Below are 17217 nucleotides of genomic sequence, written 5' to 3'. Positions count from 1 at the left end.
ATGACGCTTCGCTCGCTGCGCTTCCGAAGCGGCGCGGGGCTGCGCCCCGCGCAGAGTGGGTCACGCTGCGCGCGCCCTACCGACGGGCCTGCGGCCCAGGCAGCAGCAGGGATGACCGGTAGTGCTGCGTCAGTTGATGCAGCATGTGGTTTTGGCAGAACTGCCCGGTACCCTCCGGTGCTTCAAAAGAATGCATCAGATGGAGTTTGGAATGACACACCGTCCCCGGCAACGCCCGGTGAAGAAAACCGCATCACGCCTACCGGTCCCCGTTCCGACCCTGGGGGGGCAGGAATTCATGCCCGGCTCGGCGCGGCGGCGCAGCCGACGCGCCGGCGATACTCAGACGCACCCGATCCCCGAGGCCGCCGCCTGATCACGCCCGCCCCATTCCTCACTCGTTCTCTAACCGGCATGGGAGCAGTGGCAGCAGAGGGGATGTCAGCAGCCCGACCAGGCGTAAATGGCGCGTTGAGCTGCGGGATTGGAGAGGCCGGCCGAGGGGTGGCGCAACACCCAGTGCAACCCCTGGCGCAACTCCCAGCGCAACATCCAGCGCAACTGGCTTCCATACCATTCCCATAGAAGCTATTATGGGAAGCGAAGGGGGGAGGCGACCCCCCGGAACGCACAGTGATCGACGAAGGGGAGCAACGTGGAGATCAGCATTTCCGGTGGAATCGTCCGGCGGGTGCGCGGTGGTCAGGGTGCGCCCATGACGGGCCTGGCAATTCAGGCCCGAACCATCGCGGGTTTCCTGCCGCTTTTGTGCGCGCGGATGGGCGCGAAGGTCGTGCACAACTCTGACGCGAATTACACCGGAATTCGGTTCGACACCAAGGTGGGCCCGGTGGTGCTGGAAATGCCGGTGGGTGACCAGCCGTACCGTCTGGTTCACGAGTTCATCGAGCCGGACGCGCAGGGGCGCACCGAGGTGGAGATGCGGCGGTTCCCGCAGATCTACAAGCCCAACGGGATCGCACTCATGACGGCCGAGTTTCTGCGGTCGCGCGGGTTCCTGAAGTAGTCCGCCCGGGGGCGTCCCGGACGGGACGCCCCCTTTCCGTCCGGCAGCGGTGAGAGGGGAAGGGAAGTCATGGAGAGCACGCGGGTTGCGGAGCGGGCCGAGGAGGCCGGAGCGCCGCTCACGGTGGCGGAGCAGGAGCAGGCCGCTTACGCGCTGCGGGAGCTGGTGCGCGGCGTGGGCGGGCCGGACGCGCGGCGGGTGCCGCAGGAGCAGTTGGAGATGGTCCGGCCATTCTTCGAGCTGGGTTGGGTGATGGGTGTGCGTACCGGGCACACGGGTCCGGCCCTGGCCGATGTGCCGGTGGACCGCGCCACGGTGGCGCGCGCGTTCGTCCTGCTGATGGCCGAGCGGATGGCCGACCCGATGGTTGTCGCCGTCGCCCGGTGCCTGGACCCGCAGCACGCCGGGCCGGTGCTGTGGCAGAAGGTCGACTATCACGGCAGTCTGACCAGCCGTCACGGTAGCTACTGGGTGAGCGCGATTCACGCGCACGCCGACCCGTTCGGCGAGACGCCCGAGCTGCGCTACGACCTGTGCGAGATGCGCGGAGTCGTGCCCGTACCGGTGGTCAAGAACGTGCGCCGGGTGAGCATCACCCCGCTGCCCGAGTACCGCGCGATGGGGTAAAAGACCAGGTCAAAGGGGGGATTCACACACCCAGCGAAACCCCTATTATGGAATCAGTCGGGGGCGGTGGCCCCGCTCCCCGGCTCCGCAGAGATCAACACAGCGTCCGGGGGCGGTGGCCCCGCCCCCGGACCGCCACGAAGGGGAGAGCATGACTCAGCAGTTCGCCGAGCGCGCCATGAACGTGGCCCCCACCGGTGCCCGCAACGCCGAGCTCTCGGACCTGGTCCACATCCTGGAGGACCAGAACCGCCGGAAGCTGGACGTGATCGCTCCCGCGTCCGCGCTGCGCTTCCGTGAGGGCAACGTGCACGTCGAGGGCGTGGAGTCACTGATCACCGAGGACGGGGTGACGGAGGTGGACGGGATCTACCGGCCCACCGCCGTCGCCGACGAGGGCATCTCGGACAAGCTCCGTATCCCGCTCGCCTACCTGCGCCGCATGCGCGCCGAGAACGTGCCGCTGCTGGACGAGAACGTCAACGCCTGGCTCCGCAACGACCCCGAGCGGCGTTTCATGCTCCGGGCGTTCCGGGGCGAGAACGGCCCCGGCATGCCGCCGGCCGAGGGTGTGGCCCGTGCGCTGCTGTCCGACAGCTACAAGCTGATGGACAACCTGGACATGCTGGTGGCCGCGCTGGACGGGGTGAAGCAGTCCGGGCACCCGACCCGGGTGACCGGGTGCGACCTGACCGACCGGCGCATGTACGTGCGGGTGGAGTCCAAGGCGGTCGCGGTCCAGGCCCGTGCGCTGCTGCGCGGGTACCGGTCGCCGTTCGACGGGCGCAGCGGTGACGAACTGCCGATGATCTCGGCCGGTTTCGTCATCACCAACAGCGAGGTCGGTTCCGGGGCGTACACCATCACCCCGCGCGCGGTGATCCAGGTCTGCCGCAACGGCCTGACCGAGGCCAAGGACGTCATGCGCGCCGTGCACCTGGGAGGCAGGCAGGACGAGGGCGTGATCTCCTGGTCCGGCCAGACCCAGCGCAAGACGCTGGAGCTGATCACGTCCAAGACCGCCGACGCCGTGCGCACGTTCCTGTCCCGGGAGTACGTCGAGGCCAAGGTGCGCGCGATGGAGGACGCCGCCGGTAAGGCGCTGGCCGAGCCGACGAAGACGATCGAGCACGTCACCAAGTCGCTCAGCATCGGCACCGAGGCCAAGGACATGATCCTTTCCCACTTCATCCGGGGCGGTCAGATGACGGCCGGGGGCGTGATGAACGCCGTCACCTCCACCGCGCAGACCCTCACCGACGCCGACCAGGCCGCCGCCCTCGAAGCGCTCGCGCTGCCCGCCCTCACGGCCGCCGCCGCGCACGGCTGACAGACCCCCGTGCGGGCCGGGAATCTCTCTCCCCGAGCCCGGCCCGCGCGGGCCCGCCATCCCCCAAGCGCGCAGCGCGCCCACCGGAGAAGGGAGCGCGCAGCGCGCCCGCCCCACCCCTGCCGCACAGCGCGGCTGCGCAGCAGACCGCGCGCCCACCGTCCCCCGCAAGCGCAGCGCGCGGGGGACCCCCGCCCGGGCGCGCAGCGCCCCGCCCCCTGGCTCCGGGCGCAGCCCGGAGCACCCCGCTGCGCGGGGGCGACCAGAGAGGAAGCCACCGTTCATGGCCAGGAGTTTCTACCAGCAGCCGACGCAGCAGCCGCACACGCCCTACACCATGGCGCGCGCCGCCCTTGAGTTCCTGGGGGACCAGTGGACCGCGCTGCCCGGCCCGTGGGGGACGACCGGGCACCTGCGCAGCCCGGACCGCATCCTGTTCACCGTCGGTGTGTGCGAGGCCGGACACCTCTACCTGCGCAACGACTCCGCAGGAGACAGCACCCACCTGCCGTACGACTCCAGCACCGACCCTGCGCTCATCGGCCGGGCGATCGCCGAAGCCATCGGCGGTCTGTACTGACCGGCCCCGCCAAGGAGCACGCAGCACGCCAGCCGCCGACCCGTGAGGAGCCGCATCATGCCCGTACACCCGGAACTCGTACGCCCTGCCGATGACGCCATCGCGGCCGCCATGAGCCGCGCCCTGACCGCGCTCGCCCTGGTCATCCTGGCACTCGGGGACGGGGAACACACGATCAATCTCGTGGCCGAGCGCACCGACGACACGTTCGTCCGGGGGCAGGCCGACCTCTCCACCGGCACCGATCCGGTGCGCCTGACCGTGCTGGACGAGGACGACTACGCGGTGCTGCGCACGCTGCTGGTGTTCGCGCTGGAGGGCAGCACCGTCCGGGGTGCCGTCCTGGTCGCCACCACGGCCGCCGAGCCCCGCCCTCGTGCGTGCGGCTGGACCGTACGCGGCGGGTGGCTGCACCCCATGGACACCGCCGACCTCCAGCGGGCCGTCACCCCCTGCCCCGGTGTCCCCGCCGTGCGGCGCGAGGTCTACCGCGCCCCGGCCCTGCCCCGAATCACCGACACCGACGAGGAGAGCCCCCGTGGCTGAGAAGCCCGCCGTCACCGCGCACGGCTACTGCACCAACACCGCCCCGGTCCCGGGCACCGTCCGAACGGTCAACGCCAAGAACACCAGTCCGAAGTTCTTCCACCTGCACGGCCGCCGCTACGGCGAATGCCCGTGCGGCAAGGAAGTGTCCCTGACCGAGCGGGACAACCTGCGCCGTCACAAGCCGCCGCAGGAGTAGCCCACAGCCGCCGCCCGCCCCCTCCCCGGGGGCGGCCCACCCGGCCAGGTGATCAATGGCTGAGCGCCTGCCGCCCGTCGCCGCCCTTTCCCCCCAGCCCGAAAGCGCACTGAGCGAAAGGCCCTGCCGCTCATGGACACCACAGTCAGCTGCGAACTGCACCTGCGCCTCATTCTGTCGAGTGAGTCTTCCCTGCCGGTCCGGGCGAGTCTGCGGTATGACGCGGTCGACCCCTACGCCGTGCGTGCCGCCTTCCACACCGGAGCCGAGGAAGCCGTGGAGTGGGTGTTCGCCCGCGAACTCCTCACCGCCGGCCTCCACCGCCCCGCCGGGATCGGTGACGTCCAGGTCTGGCCGTGCCGCAGTCGTGGCCTGGACGTCGTGTGTATCGCCCTGACATCCGAGGAGGGTGAGGCGCTGCTTCACGCCCCGGCGCGGGTCTTGGAGGGCTTCCTGGAGCGCACGGCCGCCGCCGTGCCGCCCGGCACGGAGCACGGTCAGCTGTGCCTCGACGAGGAGCTCTCGCGCCTCCTGGCGGAGAGCTAGGGCAAGACGTCCGCCCGTGCCGTCGCCGCAGGGTGACGGCACGGGTCGCCGGACAGCACGCCAGCGCTCCCGCCCTCTCCACCGGCCCCCAGCTCCACCGGAAGCCGTCTCCCGAAAGCCACCGCCGCGAACGCCCAGGAGGCACCGTCCATGAACCGTGACAGCCTGACCATCGAGACCCCCGCCGGCCCCGTGCACGCCACCGCAGGCCCCCTCCAGGAAGACGCCGTCGTATTCGAGCTGGGCGGCGCGATGCGCGGCCAGGTGCACGTCACCGGAACCCACCACCCTCAGCACTGGGACCGGTTCACCGCCGTGCGCGCCTGCCTCGGCCCCGTCAACGCCTATCAGGACACCGCCCCCGACGACACGCTGCCCCGCCTCGCCCGCGGCAGCAGCGGCTACCGGGGAAGCCTCAAGCTGTATATCGACGTTGTGGGCCGCCCCGAAGTGTCGGTGTACCCGATGGAGACCGCCGCCGGTCACGAGCCGTCCCCGAAGACGGCCGCGACGCTCACCACCGTCTTGCAGGCTTGCGCCGAGCACGTCATGCAGCGCGAGGACCTGCCCGCCATCCTCACCGCTTCCCGGCAGCGCGACACCCCGACCCTGCTGCGCTTCCTGGCGTGGTCGGCCGCCCACCACCAGGCCGAGGCCGCCCGCTACGAGCGGGAGGCCCGTACCGCCCGGCCCGCACTGCGCGCCGCCGTCGCCGCCTGGTGGACCGCGGCACGCTGGTTCATCGCCTGCCCGCACCCGGTGCTGCTGCTGGTGCTGGCCGACTACCCCGGCTCGCTGTCCCGCGCCGTCGCCGTCGAGCAGTGGCGGGGCCCCTACTGCCGCACCGCAGCCGCCCGTGAGCACGAGTACGCCCGCCGCGCCCAGACCGAGGCCGACTCGCTGCGCGCCCAGGCACGGGCCCGCTCACGCGGTCGCCGACCGGCCCCGGGCAGCGCGGCGCCGCAGGTAGAGCGTCCGTATTTCGTGGTCGGTCAGTGGAAGGGCGGCGGCGAGGTGGACGTCTGGCACGTCGAGGAAGCCCCGACCGACCCGGACGCCCGGGCCGACGCCCACGAGCAGCACGCCAGCGACGCCGAGACCGCTTTCGGCAGCGTCAACGTCGTCTACGCCACCAGCCCCCAGGCCGCAGCCGACCAGGCCCGCCGCGAGGCGCGCCAGACCAGCGAGCGCATCCACCCCTAACCCTTCCCCGGGGGGGGCCTGCCAGCAGGCCCCTCCGGGGGCACCCCCGCACGCATCGAAGGAATCGAAGGAAAGGTCTGATCATGCGTTGGTTGATGAGCCTGGGTGAGCGCACCCGGCCCGACGTGCCCCGGTACGCCGAATGCCCGGCCCCCGGCCAGGCGCGCGCGCTGGCCCTGGTCGACGACTTCGGCCAGCTCTTGTTCGTCCTGCGCGAGTGGCGGCAGGTCTACGGCGAGGAACTGACCGCGTGGGCAGGGCAGGTGCAGTCCGACGACATCAGCACCCTTCCCGCGGAGCTGATCGCCGCATGGGAGTGGGAGGGAGACATCATCCGCCTGGACACCGAGCGCGGCGGCTACGTGCGGGTGTCCGACTACCGCGACATGCCGGAACGCCCGAGCGTCAACGCCCGCGCCGGCACCGGTGCCCAGCTGTGGACCACCACGCCCTGACCATCCCAGCCCAGAGAGGTGATGCCGCATGACCGGCCAGCCGCGCCCGTGGCGCCCCGAGGACTTCGACGACCACTGCGAGACGTGCGGCGCCCCGCCGGGCCAGCTGTGCAAGCCGTGGTGCGACACCGGCTACACCGCCGACGACGCCCGCCGCGACGCCGTCCGGCGCCAGGAGGCCGCCGACCGCGCCCGTACCCGCCCTGCGGCTGCCCGCAGGGCGCACCGCCCCTGAATGCCCGACTGCCGCAGGAGGAGAACACCGTCATGGCCGAGGAGCTGAAGACCCAGCAGCAGTTCGACGCGTTCGCCGAGGAGGTCGCCACCGCGCTGGGAACCCACTGCCGCACCGCGCCGCTGCCCGGGTACGGGCGGGGTCTGGCCCGGCTGATCGTTGACGACGAGGACCGCGCCCTGCGGCTGTGTCAGCCCGACGCCCGCCGCCCGCAGCGGTTGAAGGTGTTCGCCGGCCTTCCGGACGAGCAGCGGGTGGCGGCACCGTCGATCCAGGTGAGCACGATCAGCGCGGCTCATGTGGCCCGCAAGATCAAGCGGCGGCTGTACCCGCTGCACGCCCAGGCCATGGAGCAGGCCGCCCAACTCACCGCCTACCAGCAGACCGAGGCACACGCCCGCCGCGCCGTCGCCGCAGCCGTGGCCGCCGCGCTCCCCGGCGCCCGCATCGAGGAAGAACATCGGCGCACCCGGATCTCCTGGCAGCACGTCCCCGGGCCCGCCGGGCAGCACCGCCCCGTCCAGGTCTACAGTCTGTCCGTGGTCGTCGGCCCCTCCGGGGAATGGGTCCAGGTCGACGCCTGCGGCCGCCCCGACTCGATGCTCCCCATGCTCACCGCCCTCACTCAGGTGCCACGGGAGTAAAAACAGCAGGTCAGGGGAGGGTTCACAGCCACTCAAAAAACCTATTATAGAAAGCGAGGTTCCGGGCACCTCCCTGGCGCCCCGCCCACGGGGCGATGCCCCGCTCTCTCGTTTCCAGCCTCAGGAGTTGCCATGCTGCGATCGCTGCGCCGCGCCCTGCGCCCGGCCCGCCTCCGCATCCCCGCCCGCCGCTTCACCGCCGGAATCGCCGCCCTGCCGCCCACCGCCCGCGAAGCATTCGGCACCAGCGTGAGCGCCGAGGAAGCCACCTCCTACAATCGCAGCCGCGTCGCCACCGCAACCGCCGTCGCCCTCTACCGCAGCGGATACCGGCTGCCGATGCCCGACGACCACCTGGACGACGCCGTGCACGCGCTGGATTTCCCGTACTCGGAGCCCAGCCCGGAGACCCGCGCCGCCATCCGCGCCGCTCTCGCCGTCCTGGACTCCGACTACACGATCACCGTCACCCGCTGACACATCCCGCCCGACCCGTGGGCCGCCGGCCGCTCCGGCGGCCCACGGGGAAAGGAGGACCGGTGTACCTGGTCACCCCCGACCCCGCTCACGGTCTGGTCGTCGCGCCCCGCTCCAGTGACGACCTCACCCCCGAGACTGAACAGGCCCTCACCACCCAGGGCTTCACCTGGAACAACGAGATCGAGGCCTACACCCTCCCGGCCGACCACGACCCCGAGGACGTGGAGCGCACCGCCGACGCGCTGCGCGAGCTGGGCCACTACGTCATTTCCTAGATGGAGGTCCGTCATGTCCCGCCGCCGTCCCCAGCCGTCCGTCCGGTACGTCGTCGCCGAGTACGAGGGTGCGCACCAGGTGGTGGACCAGCTCCACGGGTACGCGCTCAGCAGCCACACCGCCCGCGAGGCCGCCGAGACCGCGGCGCGTGAACTGACCGCCGACCCGGGTGCCGCCGTCGTGGCCGTGGAGGCGCTCGACGCCGCCCAGAGCGGCCCGGCGGCCGCCGAGCGGCGCATCCTGCGCCGGTTCGGGTACGCCTGGAGTCTGCGCCAGGACGCAATGCTCGGTCTGCTGCGGGAGTTCAGCCACCACCGCCTGGAATCCCTGGTGGCCGCCGGCCATCTGGCCCTGGTGTTCAGCCGGGCCGGGCAGCCGTACTACACCACGCCCGAGCGCTTCGAGCAGCTGTCGCCGCGCTGGGTGCGCGACGGCGAGGAGTCCTTCCCGGCCACCGACCTGAGCCGCCTTGAGCGCCCCCGCCCCGCGCTGGAGGCCCTGCCCCAGCGCGAGCGCTACCAGCCGTGCGAGCTGCACGGGATCACGCTGTGGCGGTGCCTGCTGTGCGGGCCGCGCGAGGACTTCGAGTGCCAGTGGGGCGAGTGCATCGCCAACCGCGTCACCGTCTACTGCGAGCAGTGCGCACGACTCAGCCCCTGGCGCAGCTTCCCGCTGCCGCCGCTCCCGGACCGCGACTAGCGACAAAACCGCAGGTCAGAGACGGGTTCACACTTACCAAAATTACCCTATTATTAGAAGTGTTGGTGATGCGGGAGCCCGGACGGCGGGCTCCCGCCGCCACCTCACGCGAGGAGGGACACCACCCATGAAGCCGTTCGAACTCGCCGGACTGCTGGCCGCGCCGACCCAGCCTCCGGTGCGCGACGCGCTGCGCCGCCTGGCACCCAGGACTGGCTTCGATCACTTCTTGCGGCAGCGTTTGTTAACGGGTTTTGACGTCAGCGTCCGGTCGAGGACTTCGCGGATCGTCACGAGTTTTGAAGGCAGCTGCTGCTTGAGGCGAGTCGGGTCAGCGGGTTGCGACAGGGCTGTCACAAGCTTCGAAGATCGCTTGACCTTGCCCCAGGAGGAGAGGCGACAGTGTCTTTGTCGATCACATGAGCGGGCGGTCTGTGCTCGCTGGTCAGGCCAGGACGAAGAGGGGGAGTTCGGGTGACCGCGACCTGCGTCATTCTCGACATCGGCGGCGTGCTGGAGATCACGCCGGAAACGGGATGGGTGCAACGATGGGAAGAGCGGCTGGAGCTGCCACTGGGCACTGTCCACGAGCGGATGCGCGACGTGTGGCGGGCTGGAAGTGTCGGGAGCATCAGCGAGCGAGAGGTGCACGACCAGGTGGCGGCCCGTTTGGGTCTCGATGCCCCCCAGGTGGAAGCCTTCATGGCAGATCTTTGGGAGGAGTACGTGGGGACGCCGAACGAGGAGCTCATCGACTACGTCCGAGGGCTGCGCGGAAGCTGCAGGCTGGGCATCCTGAGCAACAGCTTCGTCGGCGCCAGGGAGCGGGAGACGAAGCTGTATCACTTCGACGAACTGGTGGAGCAGATCGTCTACTCGCACGAGATCGGCATCAAGAAACCTGACCTGCGCTCCTTTGAGGCCGCATGCGCGAGCTTGAACGTGCGGCCGGAGAACTGCCTGTTCATCGACGATGTCGCAGTCAACGTTGAGGCCGCCCGGGCGGCGGGGATGCAGGCGCATCTGTTCGAGGACAACGCCCGGACCATCACCCGCATCACAGCTCATCTGGACGCCGGGCCCGTGGTCCCTGGGTGCGCCCCGCTCGGATGACGTCGGCCTGGCCGGTCTTCAGCAGTTGCCGGCCAGGCGTTGAAGCGGTTGATCAGCCCGCTTCTGCGTGCTCGGCGCGGGCTCGGGTGCTGGCCAGGCGGTAGGAGTCGGTACCGGTCTCGATGATGGCGCCGTTGAAGGTGAGCCGGTCGACGATAGCCGCGCAGAGGCGGGGATCGGTAAAAGTCTTCGTCCACCCGCCGAACGACTCGTTGGAGGCGATGGCGACGCTGTTCTTCTCCTCACGCTCGGTCAGAACCTGGAACAGCAATTCGGCTCCGTGCCGGTCCAGTTCCATGTAGCCGAGTTCGTCGATGCACAAAAGGTCGACGCGGCCGTAGCGGGCGATGGTCTTGTTCAGCTGCTTCTCGTCGGCTGCCTCGACCAGCTCGTTCACCAGCTTCGTCGCGAGGGTGTAGCGGACCCGGTAGCCCTTCATGGCGGCCTCAGTGCCCAGCGCGATCAGCATGTGGGACTTGCCGGTGCCGGAGTCGCCGATCAGGCAGAGCGGCTGCCCCTTCTTGATCCACTCGCAGCTGGCGAGCGTGTTGACGGTGGCCGGGTCGATGTTGGGGTTGGCGCCGAAGTCGAAGGTTCGCAGCGACTTCTCCCGCGGGAACCCGGCTGCCTTGATCCGCCGCTCCGAGCGGCGGCGGGCCCGGTCGTCACACTCCGCCATCAGCAGCTCGGCGAGGAAGCCGCGGTAGGTCATCTGGTCCTTGGCCGCCCGGTCGGCGATCTCGGCGAACTCCTGCCGGATCGACGGCAGCCGCAGCAGGCGGCAGGCGGAGTCGATCGCGGCATCGGCGGCCTGCTCGGTCAAGCCTCGCTGGCGGGGCAGGGTCACTGTGCTTCTCCCTCTCGGTGGTCACCGCCGCTGACGCGACGGCATCGGAGCAACTGGTCGTAGGGCGTCACCGAGGGCAGCGGCCTGGTGTCCGGCGGCAGGTGAGCCAGCTTCCACTCGTGCAGGAACGTCACCGTCGCCGACGGCTGCCCGGCCGGAGCGGACGGCAGCACGGGCGCCGGGGGTTCATCCTCGGCCTGGGCGGCCTTGCGGGCCTCGAGCGCGACCGCGTCCGCGGTCAGGGCCCCGGCACGTAGTGCGGAGGCCAGTCCGGCGACCAGGTGCTCGTGCGGGATGTGCCGGGCCAGCAGGAGCACCTCGATCAGGGCCCGAGTGCCCTCGGTGTCGCCGTGTGCCTTGACCGCCGCGGCCCACCACGCATCGTGGACGGGGGTGAACTTGCCAGCTGAGCGGGCCTGTTCCAGCGCGGTCGCGCCGGGGAAGGCGCCCGGCTTGCGGATCAGGGCCTCCAGGTAGTGGTCCAGCTCCAGGCGGCAGCCACCCTTCGCGATCAGCCGCTCGTGGCGGGCCACCTCCACGTTCTTGTCGTAGACCACCAGGTGAGAGGCGTGCAGCAGCACCCGCACCCGCCTGCCGATCAGCCTCACCGGCACCGAGTAGCGGTTGGTGCGGACCGCGATCTGGCTGTAGCGGTCCACCCGCGGCGTGAACACCCGCCCGGTCTCGAACGGCTCCTCCGGCAGCGGCAGCAGCAGTGAGCGTTCGACGTCGAAGTACTCGTCGATCGTTCGCGGCCGGGACCCAATCCGGCGGCGCCCGTCGTGCCGGTCCCACTGCTCGACCAGCTCGTTCAGCTCCGTCAGCGAGGCGACCTCGGGCACCGGGGTGAAGTGATTGCGGCGGAAGTAGCCGATCTGCCCCTCGACGCCGCCCTTCTCGTGGGCGCCGTCGATGCCAGGCCGGCAGTAGAAGCTCTCGATCCCGAAATGCGACTTGAAGGCGATCCACCGGTCGGTCTCCACCCGCGCCCGGCTCAGCCCCAGCACGCGGGCGACGGCGGCCTTCAGGTTGTCGTAGCGGACCTTGCTCCGTGGGACACCGCCCAGCGTCCGCAGGGCGTGCACGTGCCCTTCGAAGAAGGCTTCCTGGCCGCAGGAGGCGAAGACGCGGTGGACGGCCTTGCCCGAGTACGACAGGCGGAAGGAGAACAGGTAGCAGGTGACCAGCTCGCCGGCCAGCCACACGCTCACGTCGCCGAAGTCGACCTCGGCCTCCATGCCCGGCTGGTGGGTCTGCGGCACGAACGCTTCCAGCGGGGCCCGGCCCGACTCCATCAGGATCCGCGGCTTCCGGTCCGCGACGTAGCGCCGGACCATCTGGTAGGACACGTCGGCGCCGTGCTCTTCGACCAGGCGGTGGAAGATCCGTGTGACCGTGTGCCGCTGCTTGCGCGGCGCATCCAGGTCCGCCCGCAGCATCCCGTCGATCACCGGTTTGTACGGATCCAGCGCGGTCGGGCGCGGCGGCAGCTTCTTCCGCGGCTCCGGCCAGGCCGAGTCCACGGCCCGGCGGACCGTTCGCCACGAAACGTTGTACTTGCGCTCGATCTCCCGCATCGTCATGCCGCTGCGGTGGTCGCGCCGGATCGCGGCGTACAGCTCGACCTTCGACATCTGCGGCATGACCAGGGCCTTTCACCAGGAGCACCTCGATGCTCCCGTGGCAAGGACCCCAGTGCCGTCAAAACTCGTGAACGTCACCCGACCGTGGATCTGGGTGCCTCCCAAACCCGTGAACAACTGACGACGCAACTCGTGAATAAAGCCACAGGACCTTGGATGCGCTGATCATTGAGGCCCTCTCGGCCACCGAGGAGGCATGGCGGCAAGTCGTGGTCGACCGGGTCGCGGCATTCGCGGCCGGGCAGCCGGGCGACCGTCCGGTGGTGGCCGCGTACTTCACGACGACCGAGCGCCGGACGGCAGAAGGCATGCGCGTCGGGTGGAGCCCGTTCGTCGCGGCACTCGCCAGCACCGAGGACGTCCCGGATCTGCGGCACACCCGCACCACGGCGACCGCCGTGCCGGTGGGTGAGGCGGCGATGACCGAGGAGGTGTTCGCCGACCCGGAGCTGGCCGCCGCGCTCAACCGGCTCGCGGCCATTGACCCGCCCCGCCACGAGGACGTCCTGCGCGTCCACCTGCCCACCCGCCGGATCACCCGCCTGGCCCCCTGACCGCCGATACGGGCGGGCGCTGCGACGCCCGCCCCGAAGGAGGCCTACAGCATGCCGGTCCCGATCCTGTGCCACGTCTGCCACGAGGGCCGCTACGCACCCCGGGAACCGGGGCTCTACGCCTGCCGGTCCTGCGGCAACCGGGCCACCGCTTCGGCGTTCCTCGTGCGGAGCGACGAGCGGCTCGTCGCGCTCGCGGGCGTGCTCCAGGTCCTCGTCGTCCCGGTCGGCCATCAGGTGATCGCCCCCACCCGGCACTGCCACGCCCCGCACCTGGGCGCCGGCCTGGTCCTCGCCCTGCGCCTCAGCCGGACCCACCCGGTGTACCGGCGCCCCGAGGACATCGCGACCGCCGAAAGCCTGCTGGCCGCTCTGGACGCCGACGACCAAGGCCCCTGGGCACTGTCCCCCGAGCAGCTGGACGTCCTCACCCGGGCCATGGACGTCCGCAACGCGCGACTGGCCTCAACCGCCCGGCAGTACCCCGACTTCGACGCCGAAATCTGGGCCGCCCACACCCGCAGCCGGCCCCCGCACCCCGACTGAACCCAATCACCCCACAGCCCGCATTTCCGCAGGTCAAGGGGTACCTGGACCCATAGAGATAAGTAACTATTATGGATGTTGAGAGGTCGATCGACCTTCAAAGCACCTCCGATACGCCATTACGGCAAGGAGAAGGAGTCTCAATGACTGAGTCAAGCCGTCTGCGCGACCGGCGGGGCGGAGGTGAAGACCCGGTTGTCGCGCAGGAGGGCCCACAGGACACTGGCCCGGCGGCGGGCCAGGGCGATGACCGCCTGGACGTGTTTGAGGCCTTCGCCGCGCTTCTTGAGGTAGAAGTCTCGGTTCGGCCCCTCACGCGTCATGCTGGTCTGCGCGGACATGTAGAACACACGACGCAGACGGCGGCTGTAGCGCTTGGGGCGGTGCAGGTTGCCGGTGCGGCGGCCGGAGTCACGCGGGACGGGGACCAGCCCGGCCGCGGAAGCCAGATGGCCGGCGTCCGTGTAAGCGGACAAGTCACCAGCGGCGACCACGAATTCTGCTCCCAGTATCGGGCTCATGCCGGGCAGGGACTCGATGATCTCCGCCTGCGGATGACTGCGGAAGGTGTCGCGGATCTGCCGGTCGATCCGCTTCAAGCGGTCGTCCAGGGCCAGGATCTGCGCGGCCAGGTCGGCAACGATCTGCGCGGCGACGTCCTCGCCGGGCAGCGCGGTTTGCTGCGCCTGAGCCGCTTCCAGGGCAGTGGCCGCGACCGTGTCGGCGCCCCGGACACTGCGGTTGGCCAGCCACGCCGTCAGCCGGGCCCGCCCGCGGCGCCTGATGGCGGCCGGTGTCTGATACCCGGTCAGCAGTACCAGTGCGCCCTTATGGCTGCTGTAGTCGAAGGCCCGCTCCAGGGCGGGGAAGACGCCGGTCAGCACGTCGCGGAGCCGGTTGATCATCCGCACCCGGTCGGCCACCAGGTCGGCGCGGTGCGCGGTCAGCAGAGCGAGGTCGGCGGCCAGCTGGGCGGGCACGTCGATGGCGGTGAAGTCATTGCGGTGGCGGGCGGTCTCGGCGATGACGTAGGCATCACGGGCATCGGTCTTCGCCTCGCCCCGGTAGGCGCCGGACATGCGGTTGACGGTCCGGCCGGGCACGTAGACGGCCCGCTGACCATGGGCCGCGAGCAGGGCCAGCAACAGCGCGGAGGACGTGCCGGAGATGTCCACCGCCCAGTGGACCTCGTCCGCAAAGTCCAGGATCTCTCCGAGCGCGGTGAGGATCGCCGACTCGTCGTTGTCGATCTTCTTCGACCACAGGGTCGCGCCGGTCTCGTCGACCACCGCCGCCCAGTGATGGCCCTTGCCCGCATCCACACCGGCCCAGACCTGGGCCCGTCGCTCGCTCACTTGCCCCTCCTCGTTCCGCACGGCATGCCGTCGGCCCGAGGAACACCCCGCCGTCATCTCCGTAAACAGCGACCGCACACGGCGCGCACATCTCAATCAGCAGCCAGGGCGCCCCGGAGAGCCGGACGGCCACTCCTTCGGAGCCACGACTGGCAAGACCCCATCAGCCACATCCGGCCCTCCCGGGCCGCCTAACAACTTACGGAGAGCCCATGGCTACCGCCGTCTCGACACCGACCAGCACGCCCGCCGCCCCCGAGAAGGACACCACGCAGGTGGTTGTGCTGGACGCCGCGCTGCTGGTGCGCGACGAGTGCAACGCCCGTGAGCACGACACCGAGCCGGACGAGAAGCTGATCACCTCCGTGAAGGAGATCGGCGTCGAGGAGCCCATCAGCGTCCGCCCCAGGCCCGACGGCACCTACGGCGTGTTCAAGGGCTGGCGGCGCGCGCAGGCCCAGCAGGTCGCCAACGCCACCGCCGAGGCGGAGGGCCGCCCGGTGCGCCCGGTCAAGGCGTACGTGCGCGAGGACCTGGTCGGCCGCGACGGCTGGACGCGGTTCCTGTCGCTGGTGGAGAACGACCACCGCGAGGGCATGAGCGCGCACGACACCCTGCGCGCCCAGGAGTTGGCCCTGATCGACATGAGCGAGGTCGACCGCCGCACGGCCGCCAAGGCGCTGGGGGTCGGCCGGAACGCGGCCAGGCAGGCCAGGGCGGCGCAGAGGCTGGACGACGCCACGCTGCGCCGGGCGGCGGCCGGGGGGATGGATCTGGAGCAGACCGCCCAGCTCGCCGAGGTCAGCGACGTGCGCGGCGCGGAGATGCGGCTGCTGCGGGCGCTCCAGCGCGACCACGAGGAGGGCGGTGGCGGGCGCGGCCACTGGGATCAGGAGATGGCGCTGCTGCGTGCCGAGCAGGCCGATGCCGCCGCTCGTGCCAAGGCGGTGGAGGAGCTTACGGCGGCGGGCATCCCGCTGCTGGGGGCGGTGGGGTACGGGCAGAAGGACCCGTCCCGGCCGCTGGCCGAGCTGACCACGGGTCTGGGTGCGCCGCTGACCGAGGACAACCACAAGGGCTGCCCCGGTCACAGCGCCCGGCTGGACGAGGAGCACCGGCCGGTGTGGCACTGCGCCGACCCGGCTGCACACGGTCACAAGGTGCGTCCCAAGCCCAGGCAGCCCAGGACCGAGGAAGACGAGCGCCGGGCCGAGGAGCGTGCGCGGACCGTGGCGTGCAACCGGGCCTGGAAGGCGGCCGCCGGTCCGAGGCAGGAGTTCGTCAGGCGGCTGGTGCGCGGCAAGACCCTGTCCGAGGAGGCCCGGCAGTTCGCGCAGCGGATCGTGCTGGACCTGCCCCGCTTCTACGGCAAGTGGGCCGACAGGCAGCGCACCGAGACCCTGGCGCTGCTGCTGGGGGCCGCGGACCCGGAGCGGGACGCGCCGTCGCAGGTCGCGGCCGGCTTCCCCAAGAACCGGCTCGCCAACGTGCTGTTCGCCCAGGTCGCCGCCGCGTTCGAGGACGACATCCGCGAGCCCAAGCAGTTCGACACGGCCCGGATGGCACACGTCTGCCTGTGGGAGTCGCCCAGCCCGCTCCAGGCCTCCTACCTGCTGCTGCTGGAATCCCTCGGCCAGGCCGACAACGGCAGCTACCAGCTCTCCGAGGTCGAGCAGCAGGCCGTGGCCAGCCACCGGCCCAACGCCGACGCCGACAGCGACGCCGACGCCAGCACCGAGGCCGACAGCGACGCCAGCACCGACGCCTGACGTTCCCTCCCCCCTTCCCGAAGACTCCGGCCGGGCACGCCCGGTGCCTGGCCGGTCATCCCCCTTCCCCTCAGAGAGGAAGAACCATGTCCATCGGTATCGACGAGGTGCGCGCCTTCATCCGGCAGCTGCCCGACGCGGCAGCCGTCGCGCAGGTGCAGGAGGCCGCCGCCCGGCGGCTCGGCGAGCTCGACAAGGCCGCCCACGACGGCATCGTGGCCGGTCGCCGGGCCCGGATCAACGACTCGCTGCGTCCGGCCTTCCTGCGCCGCCTGACCGGCACCGTGCAGGAACGCAACCGCACCGGCACGCGCGCGGGCTTCCTGCTGGACGAGGAGTCCACCCGGCTGCTGCGCACCGACCCGCGCAACCGCTACCGCATCCCCGAGGGCACCAAGCGGTTCCGGCTGCCCGGCAACGGCGTCCCCGTCTCCTGCCTGGATCTGATCGAGGACTGACAGTGAGGATGTGTGGTGGCTTCTCCGGGTGGGTCTGACTCATGGACTGACCGACGCCGTCTGGCTGTCCTCAAGGGGATTCGTC

22 protein-coding genes are annotated in these 17217 nt (G+C 70.8%); 19 read left to right on the top strand and 3 right to left on the bottom strand.

The features are described 5' to 3' along the window. Positions 1–655 precede the first annotated feature (655 nt). The 15 genes from ACZ56B_RS31380 to ACZ56B_RS31310 all read left to right on the top strand — a co-directional run bounded on the left by ACZ56B_RS31380 (position 656) and on the right by ACZ56B_RS31310 (position 9960). The gene (locus ACZ56B_RS31380; protein ID WP_468798001.1) at positions 656–1027 is read left to right on the top strand and encodes a hypothetical protein; all 372 of its coding nucleotides are present in this window, start codon (positions 656–658) and stop codon (positions 1025–1027) included. A gap of 69 nt (positions 1028–1096) precedes the next feature. After that, a complete protein-coding gene (locus tag ACZ56B_RS31375; protein WP_352162971.1) occupies positions 1097–1654 on the top strand; it encodes a hypothetical protein in 558 nt (185 codons plus the stop codon). Between the two features lie 151 nt (positions 1655–1805). Next, positions 1806–2984: a DUF932 domain-containing protein gene (locus ACZ56B_RS31370; protein ID WP_468797998.1), complete on the top strand. Its 1179-nt coding sequence runs from the start codon at positions 1806–1808 to the stop codon at positions 2982–2984. Between the two features lie 283 nt (positions 2985–3267). Then, positions 3268–3564, top strand: a complete 297-nt coding sequence (locus tag ACZ56B_RS31365; protein ID WP_468797995.1) for a hypothetical protein — start codon at positions 3268–3270, stop codon at positions 3562–3564. 57 nt (positions 3565–3621) lie between these two features. After that, positions 3622–4110, top strand: a complete 489-nt coding sequence (locus ACZ56B_RS31360; protein WP_468797992.1) for a hypothetical protein — start codon at positions 3622–3624, stop codon at positions 4108–4110. Continuing rightward, the gene (locus ACZ56B_RS31355) at positions 4103–4309 is read left to right on the top strand and encodes a hypothetical protein (RefSeq protein ID WP_468797989.1); all 207 of its coding nucleotides are present in this window, start codon (positions 4103–4105) and stop codon (positions 4307–4309) included. The genes ACZ56B_RS31360 and ACZ56B_RS31355 overlap by 8 nt, the downstream gene beginning before the upstream one ends. A 132-nt stretch (positions 4310–4441) precedes the next feature. Next, positions 4442–4855 (top strand): SsgA family sporulation/cell division regulator, encoded by a 414-nt coding sequence (locus ACZ56B_RS31350; RefSeq protein WP_468797986.1) that lies wholly within the window; start codon positions 4442–4444, stop codon positions 4853–4855. A 150-nt stretch (positions 4856–5005) separates the two neighbouring features. Next, the gene (locus ACZ56B_RS31345; protein WP_468797983.1) at positions 5006–6058 is read left to right on the top strand and encodes a hypothetical protein; all 1053 of its coding nucleotides are present in this window, start codon (positions 5006–5008) and stop codon (positions 6056–6058) included. Between the two features lie 83 nt (positions 6059–6141). Beyond that, the gene (locus tag ACZ56B_RS31340) at positions 6142–6513 is read left to right on the top strand and encodes a hypothetical protein (RefSeq protein ID WP_468797980.1); all 372 of its coding nucleotides are present in this window, start codon (positions 6142–6144) and stop codon (positions 6511–6513) included. 28 nt (positions 6514–6541) lie between these two features. Beyond that, entirely contained in the window at positions 6542–6748 is a 207-nt protein-coding gene (locus ACZ56B_RS31335; RefSeq protein ID WP_468797977.1) for a hypothetical protein, read from the top strand. Positions 6749–6780: 32 nt separating this feature from the next. Then, a complete protein-coding gene (locus tag ACZ56B_RS31330) occupies positions 6781–7392 on the top strand; it encodes a hypothetical protein (RefSeq protein ID WP_468797974.1) in 612 nt (203 codons plus the stop codon). 132 nt (positions 7393–7524) lie between these two features. Then, positions 7525–7869, top strand: coding sequence for a hypothetical protein (locus tag ACZ56B_RS31325; RefSeq protein ID WP_016828514.1), 345 nt, complete (start codon positions 7525–7527; stop codon positions 7867–7869). 62 nt (positions 7870–7931) lie between these two features. Beyond that, positions 7932–8147 carry a hypothetical protein gene (locus ACZ56B_RS31320; protein WP_468797971.1) on the top strand — a complete coding sequence of 72 codons (216 nt, stop codon included), beginning with the start codon at positions 7932–7934 and terminating at the stop codon, positions 8145–8147. A 13-nt stretch (positions 8148–8160) separates the two neighbouring features. Then, positions 8161–8847: a hypothetical protein gene (locus ACZ56B_RS31315; RefSeq protein WP_468797968.1), complete on the top strand. Its 687-nt coding sequence runs from the start codon at positions 8161–8163 to the stop codon at positions 8845–8847. Positions 8848–9321: 474 nt separating this feature from the next. Next, the gene (locus ACZ56B_RS31310) at positions 9322–9960 is read left to right on the top strand and encodes an HAD family hydrolase (RefSeq protein WP_468797965.1); all 639 of its coding nucleotides are present in this window, start codon (positions 9322–9324) and stop codon (positions 9958–9960) included. 52 nt (positions 9961–10012) lie between these two features. Here the strand turns inward: ACZ56B_RS31310 and istB are convergent, their stop codons facing one another. Next, the gene (gene istB / locus ACZ56B_RS31305; RefSeq protein WP_468797962.1) at positions 10013–10807 is read right to left on the bottom strand and encodes an IS21-like element helper ATPase IstB; all 795 of its coding nucleotides are present in this window, start codon (positions 10805–10807) and stop codon (positions 10013–10015) included. Next, positions 10804–12441 (bottom strand): IS21 family transposase, encoded by a 1638-nt coding sequence (istA, locus tag ACZ56B_RS31300; RefSeq protein ID WP_468798004.1) that lies wholly within the window; start codon positions 12439–12441, stop codon positions 10804–10806. Before istA ends, istB begins: the two co-directional genes overlap by 4 nt. A gap of 161 nt (positions 12442–12602) precedes the next feature. Between istA and ACZ56B_RS31295 the strand changes: the two genes are divergently transcribed. Both ACZ56B_RS31295 and ACZ56B_RS31290 read left to right on the top strand, forming a co-directional pair. After that, a complete protein-coding gene (locus ACZ56B_RS31295) occupies positions 12603–13004 on the top strand; it encodes a hypothetical protein (protein WP_468797959.1) in 402 nt (133 codons plus the stop codon). Between the two features lie 51 nt (positions 13005–13055). Further along, on the top strand, positions 13056–13550 hold the full coding sequence (locus ACZ56B_RS31290; RefSeq protein ID WP_468797956.1) for a hypothetical protein: 495 nt from the start codon (positions 13056–13058) through the stop codon (positions 13548–13550). 152 nt (positions 13551–13702) lie between these two features. Here the strand turns inward: ACZ56B_RS31290 and ACZ56B_RS31285 are convergent, their stop codons facing one another. Continuing rightward, positions 13703–14905 carry an IS110 family RNA-guided transposase gene (locus ACZ56B_RS31285; RefSeq protein WP_468797953.1) on the bottom strand — a complete coding sequence of 401 codons (1203 nt, stop codon included), beginning with the start codon at positions 14903–14905 and terminating at the stop codon, positions 13703–13705. 212 nt (positions 14906–15117) lie between these two features. On the opposite strand from ACZ56B_RS31285, the gene ACZ56B_RS31280 reads away from it, so the two are divergent. Continuing rightward, complete coding sequence (locus ACZ56B_RS31280; RefSeq protein ID WP_468797950.1) at positions 15118–16674, top strand: ParB/RepB/Spo0J family partition protein; 1557 nt, start codon at positions 15118–15120, stop codon at positions 16672–16674. A gap of 86 nt (positions 16675–16760) precedes the next feature. Further along, positions 16761–17132 (top strand): hypothetical protein, encoded by a 372-nt coding sequence (locus tag ACZ56B_RS31275; protein ID WP_004993926.1) that lies wholly within the window; start codon positions 16761–16763, stop codon positions 17130–17132. The last annotated feature ends 85 nt before the right edge of the window (positions 17133–17217 follow it).

The sequence above is a fragment of the Streptomyces sp. NPDC034670 genome, assembly GCF_055574875.1.
This window is presented reverse-complemented; position numbering and strand designations above follow the sequence as displayed.